At 68.6% G+C, this 16392-nt stretch carries 15 protein-coding genes; 1 reads left to right on the top strand and 14 read right to left on the bottom strand.

Annotated features, from left to right (window positions below; all coding sequences use genetic code 11):
* Positions 1-167 precede the first annotated feature (167 nt).
* Positions 168-1592 (bottom strand): type I glutamate--ammonia ligase, encoded by a 1425-nt coding sequence (gene glnA / locus DKM19_RS11510; RefSeq protein WP_110695695.1) that lies wholly within the window; start codon positions 1590-1592, stop codon positions 168-170.
* 159 nt (positions 1593-1751) lie between these two features.
* Positions 1752-2786: a hypothetical protein gene (locus tag DKM19_RS11515; RefSeq protein WP_110695696.1), complete on the bottom strand. Its 1035-nt coding sequence runs from the start codon at positions 2784-2786 to the stop codon at positions 1752-1754.
* A gap of 125 nt (positions 2787-2911) precedes the next feature.
* On the opposite strand from DKM19_RS11515, the gene DKM19_RS11520 reads away from it, so the two are divergent.
* A complete protein-coding gene (locus DKM19_RS11520; protein ID WP_089205107.1) occupies positions 2912-3376 on the top strand; it encodes an RDD family protein in 465 nt (154 codons plus the stop codon).
* 255 nt (positions 3377-3631) lie between these two features.
* Here DKM19_RS11520 and DKM19_RS11525 read toward each other — a convergent pair whose 3' ends face one another.
* The 12 genes from DKM19_RS11525 to DKM19_RS11580 all read right to left on the bottom strand — a co-directional run bounded on the left by DKM19_RS11525 (position 3632) and on the right by DKM19_RS11580 (position 16341).
* Complete coding sequence (locus tag DKM19_RS11525) at positions 3632-5389, bottom strand: gamma-glutamyltransferase family protein (RefSeq protein WP_110705651.1); 1758 nt, start codon at positions 5387-5389, stop codon at positions 3632-3634.
* Positions 5390-5481: 92 nt separating this feature from the next.
* On the bottom strand, positions 5482-6522 hold the full coding sequence (locus DKM19_RS51565; protein WP_239514197.1) for an ABC transporter ATP-binding protein: 1041 nt from the start codon (positions 6520-6522) through the stop codon (positions 5482-5484).
* Positions 6519-7499: an ABC transporter ATP-binding protein gene (locus DKM19_RS51570; RefSeq protein ID WP_110695698.1), complete on the bottom strand. Its 981-nt coding sequence runs from the start codon at positions 7497-7499 to the stop codon at positions 6519-6521. Before DKM19_RS51570 ends, DKM19_RS51565 begins: the two co-directional genes overlap by 4 nt.
* Before the next feature lie 55 nt (positions 7500-7554).
* Entirely contained in the window at positions 7555-8445 is an 891-nt protein-coding gene (locus DKM19_RS11540) for an ABC transporter permease (RefSeq protein ID WP_204358757.1), read from the bottom strand.
* On the bottom strand, positions 8438-9397 hold the full coding sequence (locus DKM19_RS11545; RefSeq protein ID WP_110695699.1) for an ABC transporter permease: 960 nt from the start codon (positions 9395-9397) through the stop codon (positions 8438-8440). Before DKM19_RS11545 ends, DKM19_RS11540 begins: the two co-directional genes overlap by 8 nt.
* A 10-nt stretch (positions 9398-9407) precedes the next feature.
* Positions 9408-11027 (bottom strand): ABC transporter substrate-binding protein, encoded by a 1620-nt coding sequence (locus DKM19_RS11550; RefSeq protein ID WP_110695700.1) that lies wholly within the window; start codon positions 11025-11027, stop codon positions 9408-9410.
* A 256-nt stretch (positions 11028-11283) separates the two neighbouring features.
* Positions 11284-12078, bottom strand: a complete 795-nt coding sequence (locus DKM19_RS11555; protein WP_110695701.1) for a class I SAM-dependent methyltransferase — start codon at positions 12076-12078, stop codon at positions 11284-11286.
* Positions 12078-12758 (bottom strand): DUF4191 domain-containing protein, encoded by a 681-nt coding sequence (locus tag DKM19_RS11560; protein WP_089205100.1) that lies wholly within the window; start codon positions 12756-12758, stop codon positions 12078-12080. Before DKM19_RS11560 ends, DKM19_RS11555 begins: the two co-directional genes overlap by 1 nt.
* Before the next feature lie 162 nt (positions 12759-12920).
* A complete protein-coding gene (lipA, locus tag DKM19_RS11565; RefSeq protein WP_110695702.1) occupies positions 12921-13850 on the bottom strand; it encodes a lipoyl synthase in 930 nt (309 codons plus the stop codon).
* Positions 13851-13962: 112 nt separating this feature from the next.
* Positions 13963-14640: a lipoyl(octanoyl) transferase LipB gene (gene lipB / locus DKM19_RS11570; RefSeq protein WP_089205098.1), complete on the bottom strand. Its 678-nt coding sequence runs from the start codon at positions 14638-14640 to the stop codon at positions 13963-13965.
* A gap of 28 nt (positions 14641-14668) precedes the next feature.
* A complete protein-coding gene (locus DKM19_RS11575; RefSeq protein ID WP_110695703.1) occupies positions 14669-15406 on the bottom strand; it encodes a peptidase E in 738 nt (245 codons plus the stop codon).
* A gap of 38 nt (positions 15407-15444) precedes the next feature.
* Positions 15445-16341, bottom strand: coding sequence for a TIGR01777 family oxidoreductase (locus DKM19_RS11580; RefSeq protein WP_110695704.1), 897 nt, complete (start codon positions 16339-16341; stop codon positions 15445-15447).
* Between the last annotated feature and the right edge of the window lie 51 nt (positions 16342-16392).

Consider the following 16392-nt stretch of genomic DNA (forward strand, 5'->3'; position numbering starts at 1 on the left):
CTGGGAAGGGGTGCATGCCGCCGGGGGAGGAGCGCATGCGAAAGGCCGTCGAGCCTTCCCTCGGAGGAGGGACGGTCAACGGCCTTTCGCAAGATGCCCGAGTGCCCTGTGCGTGATCTGGCGGATCAACCCGCCAGTGTGTTTCCGCAGATCAGAGGCTTGGCGGCTCAGACGTCGTAGTACAGCTCGAACTCGTGCGGGTGCGGGCGCAGGCGGATCGGGTCGATCTCGTTCTCACGCTTGTAGGTGATCCAGGTCTCGATCAGGTCCGGCGTGAACACGCCGCCTTCCAGCAGGTATTCGTGGTCGGCCTCAAGGGCGGCGAGCACCTCCGGGAGCGAGCCCGGGACCTGCGGGATGTTGCGGGCCTCCTCGGGGGGAAGCTCGTAGAGGTCCTTGTCGACCGGCTCGACCGGCTCGATCTTGTTGCGGATGCCGTCGATGCCGGCCATGAGCTGGGCGGCGAAGGCGAAGTACGGGTTGCACGACGGGTCCGGAACGCGGAACTCGATGCGCTTGGCCTTCGGGTTGGAGCCCGTGATCGGGATGCGGATGCACGCCGAGCGGTTGCGCTGGGAGTAAACCAGGTTGACCGGGGCCTCGTAGCCGGGGACCAGGCGGTGGTAGGAGTTCACCGTCGGGTTGGTGAACGCCAGCAGCGACGGAGCGTGCTTGAGCAGACCGCCGATGTAGTAGCGGGCGGTGTCGGACAGACCCGCGTAGCCGACCTCGTCGTAGAAGAGCGGCGCGCCGTCCTTCCAGAGCGACTGGTGGCAGTGCATGCCGGAACCGTTGTCACCGAAGATCGGCTTGGGCATGAAGGTGACCGTGTGGCCGTACTTCTGCGCCGTGCTCTTGACGATGTACTTGTACAGCATCAGGGTGTCGGCTGCCTTGAGCAGCGTGTTGAACCGGAAGTCGATCTCGGCCTGACCGGCCGTGCCCACCTCGTGGTGCTGCATCTCGACGTCGATGCCCGCCTCGATGAGCTTGCGGACCATCTCCGAACGCAGGTCGGTGAAGTGGTCCATCGGCGGAACCGGGAAGTAGCCGCCCTTGAAGCGCGGCTTGTAACCGAGGTTGCCGCCCTCCTGGGCCTTGCCGCTGTTCCAGGCGCCTTCGATCGAGTCGATGTAGTAGTAGCTCGACTGAGCGTTGGTCTGGAACCGCACATCGTCGAAGATGTAGAACTCGGCCTCGGGGCCGAAGTAGATCGTGTCGGCGATGCCGGTGCCCTTGAGGAACTCCTCGGCCTTGCGGGCGACGTTGCGCGGGTCGCGGCTGTAGGCCTCACCGGTCAGCGGGTCGTGCACGAAGAAGTTGATGTTAAGCGTCTTGTGCTGCCGGAAGGGGTCAAGGACGGCCGTGGACGGGTCGGGCAGCAGGAGCATGTCCGACTCGTGGATGGCCTGGAAACCACGGATCGACGACCCGTCGAACATGAGACCTTCGGTGAAGACGCCGGCACCGAAGTTCTCCGTGGGGAACGTGAAGTGGTGCGTCGTTCCCGGCAGGTCCGTGAACCTGACGTCAACGAACTGCACTCCTTCGTCCTCGATGAACTTAAGGACGTCTTCGGCGGAGTTGAACACGCGAACCTCCCAAGGGGCACGGGCTAGACACCGAATATAGGTCTCTGCCGTTACCGCCCCGTGTCTCGTTTGTTTCACCTGTGTTAAGGGAAAGCAGCCTCCACGTTAGTCCTGGGATGCGACTGGACTCGTCATAAAAGCGCTTCCTTTGCCCGAGTTTCACGTGCCGGTAGTAAGGCTGCACTTCTCGTCTCTCACGTTATCGTCGAGATCGTAGGGGTCTACCGGAGCGCCGGTGGCCTTGAGAGCCTCCTTGTCGGGGACGGAGTCGTCGTAGAACGGGTGGGTGAATGCGTCGTTGATGTCGCAGCGGGCGCCCGCGACGCCGTCGGCGTTCCAATCGGCGAGCCATATCACCAGCTCGCCGTTCTCGCGGTAGGCGTGGATCTCGCCGAGGTTGTGCGCGATGATCCGCTGGGTGGGCTCCGGCCGTCCGGGGCGGTGAATGGCGTAGACGAATAGATAATTCACTCTGATGCGGACTCCGGACCTGCCGTCCTCGCGGAAACCGGAGTATTTCGTCCTTCCCTTGACCTTGATCACGTCGGTGGCCAGTTCGGCTGTTTTCGGTGCCAGGCTGGTGACCCAGTACCTGCTGTCCCAGGCGTTCTTTTTCGGACTCCTACGATCCAGGTTCTTCAGGAACCACACGCGTTGCTCAGGATGCAGGAGTTTCGTCAGAGCCGTCGGCTTGCCACCCATGAGCGTTTTGCGATCGAGATGGGAGGCCTTCAGCATGTCCCGGGTGCGCTGCAGAGCGGTGGCGACGTCCTTTCGGCTCAGCCCACCCGTCGCCCTGGCCGCAGGCATCACCAACCCCTTGGCGCCGTCGGCGTAGTTCTTGGCCGGAGAGCCCTCGAAGGGGGAGAGCTTCGGCGGCCTCACGTCCACCGGTGCGGTCTCTTCGGGAACCTGGCCGAGGCGCAGGGCATCCATGCCCATATTGGAGAACCGCTCGGAGACGACGCCGGGGATCATGCTCACGACCTCGGGCCGGTAGGCGACGAACAGCCCGGCGCCCGCCACGACGGCGACCACGGCGAACGCCGCGATCCGCCGGTTGCGGCGACGCCTGACGCGTGGCAGGCGCGCCCACTCCTGGGCGGCGGCCTTGTTCATCTTCCGCTGTTCGTTCCGGTCGATCTGCGCGGTGAGTTCGTTGAAGCGCTTATCGACGTCTTCTAGGTCAGACACTGGGGGGTTCTCCGGTGGAAACAGATGTTGAGAAGTTGAATGACCATGATGTACGGATTTTTACCGGTTAGATACTAGTTTGGGCGGATGCGGAGGCGAGCCTCGGGGCGGATACCGTTGAGGTTATGAGCAGCAGGCAGCAGCCCCGTTGGACCCAGACCTGGCTCGGTGGCGTCAGGTCGGCCGGAGTCGACCTGGGCTATCCGGGAGAGCGGCTCGGTCTGCCCAGGGAGGGCAGTGGCGCGGTCGCCGGATTCGGACGCAGGATCGGCGCCATCGTGATCGACTGGCTGATCTGCACCTGGGCCATCACCCAGGGACTCCTGCGGATCGATCCCGTCCAGCAGGGCTGGGTCCCGATCCTGATCTTCGCGGCGGAGTACGTCCTGCTGGTCGGGACGATGGGCATGACCTTCGGCATGCGCCTGCTCGGCGTCCGGGTCGCCGCCCTTGACGGCGGGCGCCCCGGGTTCGTCTCCGTGCTGGTGCGCACCCTGCTGCTGTGCCTGGCCGTACCGGCGCTCATCTGGGACCGTGACCAGCGAGGCCTGCACGACCGCGCGGCGAACACGGTGGTCGTGCGCATGTGAACGGCCCCTGCCCCGGCTTCGGACCTGTCCGTCTCCGATGAGCGACCCGGGCCGAGGCTCCGGGCGTGTGTGCCCGTGAACGACCCGCACCGAGAGCTCGGGCGTGTGTGCCCGTGAACGACCCGTACCGAGGGCTCGGGCGTGTGCCCGAGAACGGCTCCGGACTCCGAACCGGACGCCGTCGCAGACCGTAAGCGATCTCTTCGCCGGGGGCGAGAGGGAAGAGCCCTTCGCCCCCGGCGAGGAGGAGACCCGCTACCGGCCCGCCGCGTAGCCCTGAGCGCCTCGCGGGTTGGCCGCGGCCCGCAGGAAGCCGGAAGAGTCGATATCCCTGGCCACCGCGCTGAGGCGGCCGAGCGACCAGGAGTCCTGGACCTCGACCTCGTGTCCGCGCCGCCGCAGCTCCTCGACGACGGCGGGATCCACCCGATCCTCGATCATCATCACGCCGGGCCGGGACTCACGGGGGAAGAACGAGCTCGGGAAGTGCTCGGAGTGGAACATCGGCGCGTCCACGGCCTCCTGGAGGTTCAGATCGCCGTGCACGACGGACAGGAAGAAGTTCAGGCTCCACTGGTCCTGCTGGTCGCCCCCGGGGGTGCCGAAGGCCAGCCACGGCTTGCCGTCGCGGAGCGCGAAGGACGGCGACAGGGTCGTGCGGGGGCGAGCACCCGGACGCAGGGAGTTCGGCAGCCCTTCCTCCAGCCAGAACATCTGGGCCCTGGTCCCGAGGCAGAAGCCGAGGTCGGGGATCGTCGGTGAGCTCTGCAGCCAGCCGCCGCTCGGAGTCGCCGAGACCATGTTGCCGTGCCGGTCCACGACGTCCAGATGGCAGGTGTCGCCGCGGACCCGCCCGTCGGAACGGACGGTCGGCTCGCCCGCGCCCGCGAACGACGCGCCGCCGTCGCGCGCCGCGTCGCCCGGAGCTCGCGTGGGAAGCCGCGGGGCCCGCCCGTCCGGGCTGCCGGGCCGCAGGGCGCCGTCGGACCGGGGTCCGACCAGGGCCCGCCTCTCGGCGTTGTAGGCCTCCCCGAGCAGCGTCGCGAGCGGGACGTCAGTGTGATCGGGATCGCCGTACCATGCCTCGCGGTCGGCGAACGCGAGCTTCGAGCACTCGATGATCGTGTGGAGGTAGTCGGCGCTGAGGTGCCCCATACCGGACAGGTCGAACCCGGACAGCAGCGCGAGCTGCTGCAGGAAGGCGGGACCCTGCCCCCACGGCCCGGTCTTGCACACGGTGTACCCGTGGTAGTCGAAGGTCAGGGGGTCCTCGACGGTGGCCTCCCAGCCCGCGAGGTCCTCGGCGGTGAGCAGGCCGCCGTGGACCTTTCCCGAGGTGTCCTTCCAGGCCGTCTCGGCACAGAACTTCGCGATCGCCTCGGCGACGAAACCGCGGTACCAGCTGTCGCGGGCGGCGGCGATCTGCCCCTCACGGGTGGGGGAGGCCTCGTGGGCCTCGGCGACCAGCCGCCGGTAGGTGGCGGCCAGCACGGGGTTGGCCAGCCGGGATCCGGCCTCGGGAACGCGGCCGTCCGGCAGCCAGGTCGCGGCGGAGGTGGGCCAGTCCTCGGTGAACATCTGCTCCACGGCCCCGATCGTGCCGGCGACGCGCTCCAGGACCGGGACGCCGTTCTCGGCGTAGGAGATCGCCGGCTCCAGCACGTCGGCCAGCGTCCAGGTGCCCCAGCGTTCGAGCATGAGCATCCAGCCCCCGAACGCGCCGGGCACCGTGGCGGCAAGCAGTCCGGTGCCCGGGACGAGGTCCAGTCCGAGGCCGGTGAAACGGTCGACGGTGGCGGCGGCGGGGGCCACTCCCTGGCCGGAGACCACCGAGACCTTCTGCTCAGCCTCGCTCCACAGCAGGATCGGCACCTCGCCGCCGGGCCCGTTGAGATGCGGTTCGGCAATCTGCAGGACAAAACCGGCGGCCACCGCCGCGTCGAAGGCGTTGCCGCCGCGCTCCAGCACGCTCATCCCGGTGGCCGACGCGAGCCAGTGGGTGCTGGCCACCATTCCGAAGTCACCTGTCAGCTCGGGCCTGGTCGTGAACACGTGGATCCTCCCACTTCAACGGGCTCCGACCGTTTTGCCGGAGTCCCACGGTCTTATTCTCCTGCGGTCGCGGTCGCGGTCGCGGTCGCGGTCGCGGTCGCGGTGGCGTCGGGCACATGGTCGGCCGTGACGAGGTGGCAGGCCACCGGGTGGTCGCCGAGGCGAAGGTCCCGCAGCTCGGGCACCTCCGTACGGCAGCGGTCGACCGCGACCGGGCAGCGCGTGTGGAAACGGCAGCCGGGCGGTGGGTCGAGCGGACTCGGCACCTCGCCCGAGAGCACGACCCGACGCCGCTGTCTCTGTTTGACCGGGTCGGGGACCGGCGCGGCCGACAGCAGCGCCTGGGTGTACGGGTGCCGCGGCGCGGCGAAGATCTCCGCGGTCGGTCCCGTCTCCACGATCCGCCCGAGATACATGACGGCGATCCGATCGGCCAGGAACTCCACGACCGAAAGGTCATGGGTGATGAACAGGCAGGAGAACCCCATGTCGCGCTGGAGGTCGGTGATCAGGTTGAGCACCGAGGCCTGTACGGAGACGTCCAGCGCCGACACCGGCTCGTCGGCCACCACCAGCTTGGGCTCCAGGATCAGGGCCCGGGCGAGGCTCACCCGCTGGCGCTGCCCCCCGGACAGCTCGTGAGGGAAGCGGCTCAGCGTCTCGGCGCTCAGCCCCACCCGCTCCAGCATCGCCGTGACCTGCCTCGCCGCCTCGCCACCCCGGGCGAGCCGGTGCCGCCGCAACGGTTCGGCGACGATCTGCCCGATCGTGAAACGTGGGTTGAGCGAGGAGTACGGGTCCTGGAACACGATGTGGACGTCACGCCGGAGCGGGCGCAGCGCCCTGCGGGACAGGTGCGTGATGTCGCGGCCCACGAGGCTGACGGTCCCCGAGGTGGGCTCGGTCAGGCGCAGGATGCACTTTCCGACGGTGGACTTCCCGCTGCCCGACTCGCCGACCAGCCCGAGGACCTCTCCGGGACCGATGGAGAGCGACACGCCGTCCACGGCGTGGACCACGTTTCCCCGTCCGGCGCCGTAGTGCTTGACCAGGTCGCCGACCCGCAGGATCGGCTCTGCCACGGGTGACGTCACGGGTGACCTCCGGGGTGGAAACAGGCGGCCAGATGCGCGTCCCCGTGCCGCTCCAGCGGAGGGCGGGAGGCCGCGCAGTCGGCCTGGGCCGACGGGCATCGCGGATGGAACGCGCACTCCTGCGGATCTGAGAGCGGCGAGGGCACCATGCCGGGGATCTCGGTGAGCCGCCTGCGCCCGTCCGGCCCGACGACCGCGGCCGCGGGAAGGGCGCGCATCAACCCCAGCGAGTAGGGGTGGCGAGGACGGGCGAACAGTTCCTCGACCGGCGCCTGCTCGACGGCCCGGCCCGCGTACATGACCACGGCCCGGTCGGCGATGTCGGCGACCACGCCCAGATCGTGGGTGATCAGAATGATCGCGGTTCCGAGCCGGTCGCGCAGGTCGCGGAAGACGTCGAGCACGCCCGCCTGGATCGTCACGTCCAGCGCCGTGGTCGGTTCGTCGGCGATCAGCAGCTGGGGGGAGCAGGCCACCGCGATGGCGATCATCACCCGCTGGCACATCCCGCCCGACAGCTGGTGCGGATACTCCCCGACCCGCCGGTGGGGGGCGGGGATCCCCACCAGCTCCAGCAGTTCGACGGCGCGGGCGCGGGCGGCCCGCGCGGACAGGCGCTCGTGCCGGCGCAGCACCTCGGTGATCTGGTAGCCGACCGTGAACGACGGGTTCAGGGAGGTCATCGGCTCCTGGAAGACGACCGCGACCTCCTTGCCCCGTATTCGCCGCATCTCCGCCTCGGGAAGGACCGTGAGCTCCTGCCCGTCGAGCTTGATCGACCCTGACAGGCGGGTCGTGGCGGAGGGCAGCAGCCGGGGCACCGCCATCGCGGTGACCGACTTGCCGCAGCCGGACTCGCCGCACAGCGCGAGGATCTCGCCTCGCTCCACGCTGAACGACACGCCCTTGACGGCGTGCACCGTACCGTCTTCGGTGTCGAAGCCGACCGTGAGGTCGGTGATCTCGAGGAGGCTCATCGGCCACTCCCGGGATTGACGGGGTTCATCGGCCGCTCCTTGGGGTCGGCGGCGTTCACGGGCCGCTCCTGGGGTCGAGGACGTCGCGCAGACCGTCTCCGAGCAGGTTGAAGCCGAGCGTGGCCAGCGCGATCAGCAGACCGGGCCAGATCGCCAGCCACGGAGCCGTGTCGAGGTACTGCTGCGCGTCGCTGAGCATCACGCCCCACGACGGCGTCGGCGGTTGCACGCCCAGCCCGAGGAACGACAGCGTGGCCTCACCGATGATCGCGGTGGGGATCGCCACGGTGGCTTGGACGATGAGGGGGCTGGCGGAGTTGGGCAGGATGTAGCGGAACAGGATGTGACCATCGGTCGCGCCGTCGGCGATCGCCGCCGACACGTAGTCCATCTCCCGGATCGCCAGCACCTCGCCGCGCGTGATCCGGATGACCGCGGGAAGCTGGGCGAACGAGAGCGCCAGGACGACACCGCGCAGCGACGGGCCCAGGATCGCGGCCAGCCCCACGGCGAACACCAGGAACGGGAAGGCCAGCGTCACGTCGACCAGCCGCATCACGATCGAGTCCAGCCACCGCCGGTAGAAGCCGGCCGCCAGCCCGATCGGGATGCCGACGACCATCGCCAGCATCGTGGACAGCACCCCCGCCTGCAGCGAGGTCCGGGCTCCCGACGCGACCCGGGCGAACGCGTCGCGACCGAGGTCGTCGGTGCCCAGCAGGTGGTCGATCGAAGGCGGCATCAGGGTCGCCAGGTAGTCCTGGGCCGAGGGGTCTCCGCTCACCAGGGGGCCGAAGACGGCCAGCATCAGGAACGCCACGACAAGCGTCAGGCCGATCATGGGCATCGGGCGGCGCCGGAAGCGGCGCCAGAGCCGGCGGCGGCGATCCGCCCGGCCCGAGTTCCACCGCACGATCGGCTCAGGGGAGAGTGTCTTCTCAGCCACGGGAACCTCCCGACAGCCGGACGCGCGGGTTGAGCAACGCGTAGGCGATGTCAACGAGGAGGTTGACCAGCACGTACCCGGTGACCGTGACCAGGACGACGGCCTGGATCACCGGATAGTTGCGGGTGAGGACCGCGTCGATGGTCAGCTTCCCGAATCCGGGAAGCACGAATATCTGCTCGACGACCACCGCACCGCTGATCAGCGCCCCGAGCTGCAGGCCGAGTACGGTGATCACGGTGGTCAGGCTGTTGCGCAGGGCGTGCGCGCCGACGACCTTGGTCTCCGACAGGCCCTTGGACCGGGCGGTCCGGACGTAGTCGGCCGACAGCGCCCCGAGCATCGCCGACCGGGTCTGCCGCATCAGCACGGCGGCGAACCCGGTGCCGAGCACCAGGGCCGGTAGCACCATGCGCTGCAGGTTGCCCGCCGGATCCTGCGTGAAGGGGACGAACCCGGACGCCGGCAGCCAGTGCAGGGTGACCGAAAACAGCAGGATGCCGAGCAGCCCGAGCCAGAAGTGCGGGACGGACAGGCCGATCAGGCCGAACCCGGTGGCGACGTAGTCGGCGAGCCGGCCGCGCCGTACGGCGGCGACGATGCCGGACAGCACGCCGATCGTGATCGCCACCAGCAGGGCCAGGGCGGACAGTTCGAGGGTCACGGGCAGGCGCTCGACGAGGATCTGCCCCACCGGCAGCTGGTCCTGGGTGGAGCGGCCGAGGTTGCCGCTCAGGACCTGGCCGACGTAGTCGACGTACTGCGTGGGCAGGGGCTTGTCGAGGCCGTAGGCGTGGCGGATGGCCGCGACCGCCTGGGGCGTCGCGTCCTCACCGGCCATCACCAGTGCGGGGTCGCCGGGCAGCGCCCTGATCCCCAGAAAGATCAGGACGCTGGCCAGGAACAACACGATCAGTGCCGCTCCGCCTCGGCGGAGGACGAACCAGAGCATCTGGCCGGTCCTACTGGGCGAGCCCGGCGGTGGTGAACCGCGGGAGCCCGTCCTCGTAGTACTTCACGCCGGCGACGTTCTTGTTCATGCCCAGGTAGTACTTGTTGTGGTACAGGTAGATGACGCTGCGGATCTCGGCCGCCCGCTGGACCGCCTTCGCGTACAGGTCACGACGCTCGTTGACGTCGCCCGTCGCCGCGGCCTCCTTGATGGGGTCGTCGATTCCCGGGTCGGACATGCCGCCGAAGTTGTTCGTGCCCCCGCTGGTGATCAGGTTGGTGACGTTGCCGTCGGGGTCGACCCGGCCGGACCATCCGTTGAGGAAGGCGTCGAACTTGCCCTCCCTGCCCTGCTCCAGGGTGGTGACGAACTCGGCCGTCTGCACGGTGACGGCGAACCCGGCGTCCTTGACCATCTGCTGGATCACCTGGGCCAGCCGCTGGTTGGTCGCGTCGTTCGGCGAGAGCAGGGTCACCGGGATCGGGGTCTTCGCTCCGCTCTCCGTGACCAGCTGCTTGGCCTTGGCCGGGTCGTGCGGGGGGCACTTGAGGTCGGGCGAGCGGTAGGGGCTCTTCAGCGGCAGGGGGAAGCAGTCAGGCTCGTACAGACCGTTGTAGACGGTCTTGTTGATGACGTCTCGGTCGAGGGACAGCTCGAAGGCCTCGCGGAGCCGGGGATCGCCTGCCAGCGCCGTGTCGACCTTGCCCGGCTTCTCCGTGGCCCCCTTGGCGTTGCCCACGTTGATGGTGAAGCCGTAGAAGCCCAGCCCGCCGCCGGAGACCACCCCCAGGTTGGGGTCGGCCTGAACGCCGGCCACCGTGGTGGTGGCCAGCTGGTCGGCCACCTGGACGTCACCGGACTTGAGGTTGGCGGCCCGTACGTTCGGATCAACGATGATCTTGTAGACGAGCTTGTCGAGCTTGACCTTCGCGGCGTCGTAGTAGTCCGGCGCGCGTTCCAGGCGGATCTCGCTGCCCGAGGTACGGCCGGCGAACTTGAACGGCCCGACACAGACGGGAGCGGCGCCGAAGTTGTCGCCCTCGCTGTCCAGCGCCTTCGGCGACATGATCATGCCCGCGCGGTCGGCGAGCTGCGCGGTCAGCGGGGTGAAGGGGCGCGCCAGGGAGAGGCTCACCGTCTCCGGGTCCACGACGGTCACCTCCTCCACCGCGGCCAGGTCGGCCTGGCGGGACGACTTCTCCCACGTGCGGTGGCGGTCCAGCGACTTCTTGACCGCGGCGGCGTCCAACGTCGTGCCGTCGTTGAACTTGAGGCCGGTCCGAAGCTTGATCGTGACGGCCTTGCCGTCCGCCGAAACCTCCGGAAGCCCGGCCGCCAGCTGGGGAACAAGGGCGGAGGCGGCGTCTATGTCATAGAGCTTCTCGCACATGTTCACAAATACCTCGCGGCCCACGAGGGTCGTCGACAAGCTCGGATCCAGGGCATCCGGGTCCGCGTTGAGCGCGACGGTGAGGGTCCCACCCCCCTTGACCTGACGGTCGTCGGCCCCGGCACCGGTGACGGAGGGGGCCGGTGCGCTGCCGCCTCCACCTCCGCCGCAGGCGGTGAGGACTAAGGGTGACACGGCGAGGGCCACGACCAGCCTGCGGAAGCTCAAGGGGGATCGCATGGGGGGCTCCTTCTTTCCCGAGACAACTCAGGGGCAAGTCAGGAGACTGTATACGATGTACGGTTTCGGAAGTGTTTCTCCTTTACAACAGGAGAGGGGCCTTCCTGTCACATGACAGGTGAAACACCGGCCCCACCTGCACCTTGTGTCCCCTCGGGCCGCCGCGTATTCGGCTCGGCCGGAAGTGGCGAATCGGTCGACAAGGTCGCAAAAAACCGGGCCCCGTGCGGGGGCCCGGCCGGGAGACGTCCTGCGGCTATCTCACGCAGGTGAAGATCGCGGTGCCGGGCAGGTGGCGGCCACGCAGCGGGCTCCAGCCGCCCCACTCACGGTCGTGGCCCTCGGGCCACTCCGGCTCGGTCAGCGCCGTCAGGGTCATCCCCGACGCGGTGATGTGCCCGATCCAGTCCGCCATCGTCCGGTGATGCTCCACGTAGGTCGGCTGCCCGTCGTCGCCCATCTCCACGTACGGCGAGCGATCGAAGTAGGAGCGGTCGGCGGTCAGCCCGCCGGGACCCGGATCGTCGGGGAAGGCCCAGCGGATCGGATGGCTCACCGAGAAGACCAGGCGGCCACCCGGGCGCAGCACCCGGCGGGTCTCGGTGAGAACGGACCTCGCGTCGGCCACGAACGGCAGCGCGCCGAACGCCGAGCAGGCCAGGTCGAACGACTCGTCGGCGAACGGCAGGGCCTCCGCGTCGGCCTGGACCACCGGGAGCGCGGAGTCGGCGTCGATGTCGATCCGGCGGGAGTGCTGGAGCTGGCGGAAGGACAGGTCGAAGGCCGCCACCCGGGCCCCCCGGCCGGCCAGCCATCGACCGCACTGCCCCGCACCGCAGCCGATCTCCAGGATGTCTCTGCCCACGACGTCGCCCAGCAGGTGGGCATCGGCCTCGTCGAGGCCCTCGGGGCACCAGACGAAGCCGGAGTCACGCAGGAACTCTCCGTGCTCCGCCTGGTATTCGTCGGCGGCGCCGTCCCACCAGCCGCGGTTGGCCCGCGAGGTGACCACGGCGTCCACTCGATGACGGCCGATCCCTGCGAGGCTCATCAACGCATCTTCGGCCGAGGCATCCTGGCGCCGCGCGGCAGCGGCCCCTTGGGCATCGGCAGAGTCTGCGGAAGAGCCTTGAGCCGGCTGTTGATCTCGTAGACGGCGGGCTTCTTGAGGTTGCGGGGCAGCTTCATCAGGTGCCGTTGCAGCTTGGCCAGCGGGATCTGCCCGTCGCCGTCACCGCACTGGATGTCGTAGACGGGGACGTCGAGGGCGACGCGCTGGACACGCTTCTTCTCGGAGACCAGCATCTTCTGCACTCGGCTGCCCGGCCCCTCGGAGACGAGGATGATGCCGGGGAAGCCGACCACGCGGTGCACGATGTCCTGGTCGCGGGTGACCGCGACGGCCGGGGTGACCTCCCACTGGCCGCGCATGCCCTGCAGGATCGCGGCTGCGGCGCCCACCTGGCCGTGCAGCATGGAGTACTGGGCTCTCTGGGCGAGCTGGCCGAACACCACCAGTCCGACGGTGAGGGCCAGCATGACCCCCAGGAAGAGCAAGTACCAGATCAAGCCCGTGACCAGGCCGATGACGACGCACAGCACGAGTGTGCCGAGCGCCGACGCGTAGACAATCGGCATCCCCTTGGGGTTGGCTTCCTTGATGATCTTCGCGATCATGCCGAGCTGCTTGATGCGCCCCGGGCGCTCTGATTCTGCGGGCTTTTTGGCCATGCTCCGAGAATACAAATCCAGGGGTCAAGATGTGAAAACGTGACCTGCCGCTTTCGGGCGTAAAGGGGCGAAGGGGCCACGAAGGCGAAGGGCCCCGCACGTGAGGTGCGAGGCCCTGAGATCACAGGTGCTCGTAGGGTCCGGAAGGCCCGGAAGCCCTGATCAGACGTGCTGGCGAGCCTCGATGGCCTGCTTGTAGAGGCGGCCGGCCCGGTAGGAGGAACGGACCAGCGGGCCGGACAGGACTCCGGCGAAACCGATGGCCTCGGCCTCCTTCTGAAGCTCCACGAACTCCTCGGGCTTCACCCAGCGCTCCACGGGGTGGTGGCGCGGGGTGGGACGCAGGTACTGGGTCACGGTCAGCAGGTCACATCCGGCCTCGTGGAGGTCGCGCATGGCCTGGACGATCTCCTCGCGCTCCTCGCCCATGCCGAGGATCAGGTTCGACTTGGTCACCATGCCGGCCTGGCGGGCCTTGGTGATCACGCCCAGGGATCGCTCGTAGCGGAACGCCGGCCGGATGCGCTTGAAGATCCGCGGCACGGTCTCGATGTTGTGCGCGAACACCTCGGGCTTGGAAGAGAAGACCTCATCGAGCTGGTCCTGGTCGCCGTTGAAGTCGGGCACCAGCAGCTCGACGCCGCAGCCGGGAAGCAGCGCGTGGATCTGCCGCGCGGTCTCGGCGTACAGCCAGGCGCCGCCGTCGGGCAGGTCGTCACGGGCGACGCCCGTCACGGTCGCGTAGTTGAGGCCCATCTGCCGCACCGAGTCGGCCACGCGGCGCGGCTCGTCGGTGTCGTACTCCTTGGGCTTGCCCGTGTCGATCTGGCAGAAGTCGCACCGCCGGGTGCACTGGTCGCCGCCGATGAGGAAGGTGGCCTCGCGGTCCTCCCAGCACTCGGAGATGTTGGGACATCCGGCTTCCTGGCAGACGGTGTGCAGGCCTTCGCGTTTGACCAGCGCCCTCAGCTCGGTGTGGTTGGGACCGGTTCGGTACTTGGTCTTGATCCACTCGGGCTTCTTCTCGATGGGGGTCTCCGCGTTGCGGACCTCCAGCCGGAGGAGCTTCCGGCCTTCAGGGGCAACGGTCATGAGATCTCCTTCGCCGGTCGGGGGACCGGGGCGCTGAATACATCGGTTCGCTTGTCACGCTGGCTCACCGTCTCAGCTTATGTCCCGGAAGAACATGAGGCGGACCCGGGTCTCAGCGCCGGAAAAGGTCCTCCTCGGGAAGCTCGAAGGCCTGCGCTCCGAGTGCCTCCGCCAGGTGCTTCTCCGCGTACGGCATGACCTCGTCGACCACGATCCGGCGGCCGGTCTCGGCCGACAGCGAGGAGACCCCGGCGTCGCTGATCCCGCACGGGACGATCCGGTTGTACCAGCTCGGGTCGTTGGAGCAGTTGAGCGCGAACCCGTGCATCGTGACACCTCCCGCGACCCGGATGCCGATCGCGCCGACCTTCCTGTCCGGGAGGCCGTGCGAGGGGTCGCCGGCCACCCAGACGCCGCCGCGGCCCTCCACCCGGCCCGCCTGCACCCCGAAGTCGGCGCAGACGTGGACGAGCGTCTCCTCCAGGATCCGGATGTAGGAGGTCACGTCGAGCCGCTCCCCGAGCCTGATGATCGGATAGCCGACCAGCTGGCCGGGACCGTGCCAGGTGATGCGGCCGCCCCGGTCGACGTCGATGACCGGGGTGCCGTCGGAGGGCCGCTCGTGCGGGGCCGTGCGTTTTCCCGCCGTGTAGACCGGTGCGTGCTCGAGCATCAGACAGGTGTCGGGAATCTCATCGGCCGCCCGGCGGGCGTGGATCCGCCGCTGAAGATCCCATGCCTGCTCGTAGGGGAAGTCAACGCCAAGACGGACGATCGCCAGCTCACTCACGCATCAAGAGTAGTTGACCCATCGGGGCTCAAGACGTGAGAAGTCGAGGCTCGATGCGGAACTCCTTGGTCCCACCAGCCCCATCGTGCTCCACTTTGTATGCATAGGCGCCTTGATGCACGGTAACGGCCTGGATGAATTCCGTGCCGACGTAGTGCAGCGCGACGCCCTCGTCGGCGGCGTAGCCGCCGGGCAGCTCACCGGAGGCGACCGACCGGTGCAGCAGCTCGCGGCGCTGCGGGTCGGAGTTGTAATGAACGCCACACGAGTGAGGCAGGAACCCGAGGCCGTCGGCCCACGTCCGCAGGGTCGGGCCGAAGGAGTCGGTGTTGCCGCCCACGTGCCAGCAGAGGGCTCCCGCGCTCTGCCCGGACAGCACCACGCCCGCCTGCCAGGCCTCTCTGAAGGCCTCGTCCAGGCCGTGCAGCCGCCACAGCGCCGCCAGGTTGGCCACGCTGCCCCCGCTGACGTAGATGACGTCCTGGCTCAGGATCCACTCGCGAGGATCCGCGACGTTGGGCATCGGGAAAACGGTCAGATGGCTGACCTCGACGTCCCATTCGCCGAACGCGCCGTACATCTTCAGCAGCCATTCGGCGTCGTCTCCGGTGGCGGTGGCGAGCAGGCCCAGCCGGGGTCGGTCCTGACCGGTCAGATCAAGGGCGTATCTGAGCAACGGGCTCGCTTCGAGGACCCCGTGGCGTGCGGAGGGGCGGAAGGAGCCGCCTCCGATGGCAAGAATGTGAGACTGCCCGGACCTGCCCATACGTATCTCTCCAGTGGCTCCAGCGGCGACAAGGGACCCTAGAGTACGGTGGCCAGTGCCTCGTTGAGACGCGTATGCCGGAACGCATGGCCGCTGTCGAGCAGGCGCCGCGGAAGCACCCGCTGCCCGATCAGCACGCCCTCCTCCGCGAACCCGCCCAGGGCCGTGCGGAGCAGGATCCCGGGCACCGCCAGCGGCATCGTGGGACGGTGGAGGGCCTCCCCGAGAGCCCTGGTGAACTCCGCGTTGGTGACCGGTTCGGGGGCGGTCAGGTTCACCGGACCCGATATTTCCGGATTTTTTATGAGGTTTTGGACGGCGAGCACCCAGTCCTCGGCGGAGATCCACGACCAGTACTGCCGCCCGGATCCCAGCGGAGCGCCCAGTCCCAGCTTGAAGATCGGCAGGATCCTGGACAGGATGCCGCCGTCACCGCTCAGCACCAGGCCGGTGCGGAGCAGCACCACCCGGATGCCCGCCTCCTCGGCGGGCGCCGTCGCGGCCTCCCACGGCACCACCACCTCCTCCGCGAGGAACCCGGTGCCCGGCGGGGCCGTCTCGTCCACCGCGCGGTCGCCGGTGTCCCCGTAGAAGCCGACCGCGGAGCCGGACAGCAGCACCGGGGGCTTGGCGGACAGGCCGGTCAGTGCCTCCACCAGCGTTCCCGTCCCCTTGACCCGGCTGCGAACCACCTCGCGCTTGTAGTCGTCGGTCCAGCGCCGGTCGCCGAGGCCCGCCCCGGCGAGGTGGACCACCGCCTCCGCGCCTTCCAGGGCCGCCGGGTCGACAATGCCCTTCTCCGGGTTCCAGAAGGACTCGTCCGAGTCCCGTGGGACACGCCGGACCAGACAGACCACCCGGGCGCCGTCGGCGCGCAGAGCCTTGACCAGAGCCGATCCCAGCAGTCCCGAGGACCCCGTCACGATGATCGTCATATCGCTCAATCTAATCGACCTCCCCCCACATATTCGGAAGGCGGGCGCTCA

Origin of the sequence: Streptosporangium sp. 'caverna', from assembly GCF_003203775.1 — a bacterium.
Taxonomy (GTDB): domain Bacteria; phylum Actinomycetota; class Actinomycetes; order Streptosporangiales; family Streptosporangiaceae; genus Streptosporangium; species Streptosporangium subroseum.

Coding starts and splice junctions, on each gene's coding strand:
- DKM19_RS11575 (WP_110695703.1), bottom strand. CDS start 15,406: ATGGGCAGGTCCGGGCAGTCTCACATTCTTGCCATCGGAGGCGGCTCC.
- DKM19_RS11520 (WP_089205107.1), top strand. CDS start 2,912: ATGAGCAGCAGGCAGCAGCCCCGTTGGACCCAGACCTGGCTCGGTGGC.
- DKM19_RS11555 (WP_110695701.1), bottom strand. CDS start 12,078: ATGAGCCTCGCAGGGATCGGCCGTCATCGAGTGGACGCCGTGGTCACC.
- DKM19_RS11580 (WP_110695704.1), bottom strand. CDS start 16,341: ATGACGATCATCGTGACGGGGTCCTCGGGACTGCTGGGATCGGCTCTG.
- lipA (WP_110695702.1), bottom strand. CDS start 13,850: ATGACCGTTGCCCCTGAAGGCCGGAAGCTCCTCCGGCTGGAGGTCCGC.
- DKM19_RS11560 (WP_089205100.1), bottom strand. CDS start 12,758: ATGGCCAAAAAGCCCGCAGAATCAGAGCGCCCGGGGCGCATCAAGCAG.
- DKM19_RS11525 (WP_110705651.1), bottom strand. CDS start 5,389: ATGGTGGCCAGCACCCACTGGCTCGCGTCGGCCACCGGGATGAGCGTG.
- DKM19_RS11550 (WP_110695700.1), bottom strand. CDS start 11,027: ATGCGATCCCCCTTGAGCTTCCGCAGGCTGGTCGTGGCCCTCGCCGTG.
- DKM19_RS11545 (WP_110695699.1), bottom strand. CDS start 9,397: ATGCTCTGGTTCGTCCTCCGCCGAGGCGGAGCGGCACTGATCGTGTTG.
- DKM19_RS51570 (WP_110695698.1), bottom strand. CDS start 7,499: ATGAGCCTCCTCGAGATCACCGACCTCACGGTCGGCTTCGACACCGAA.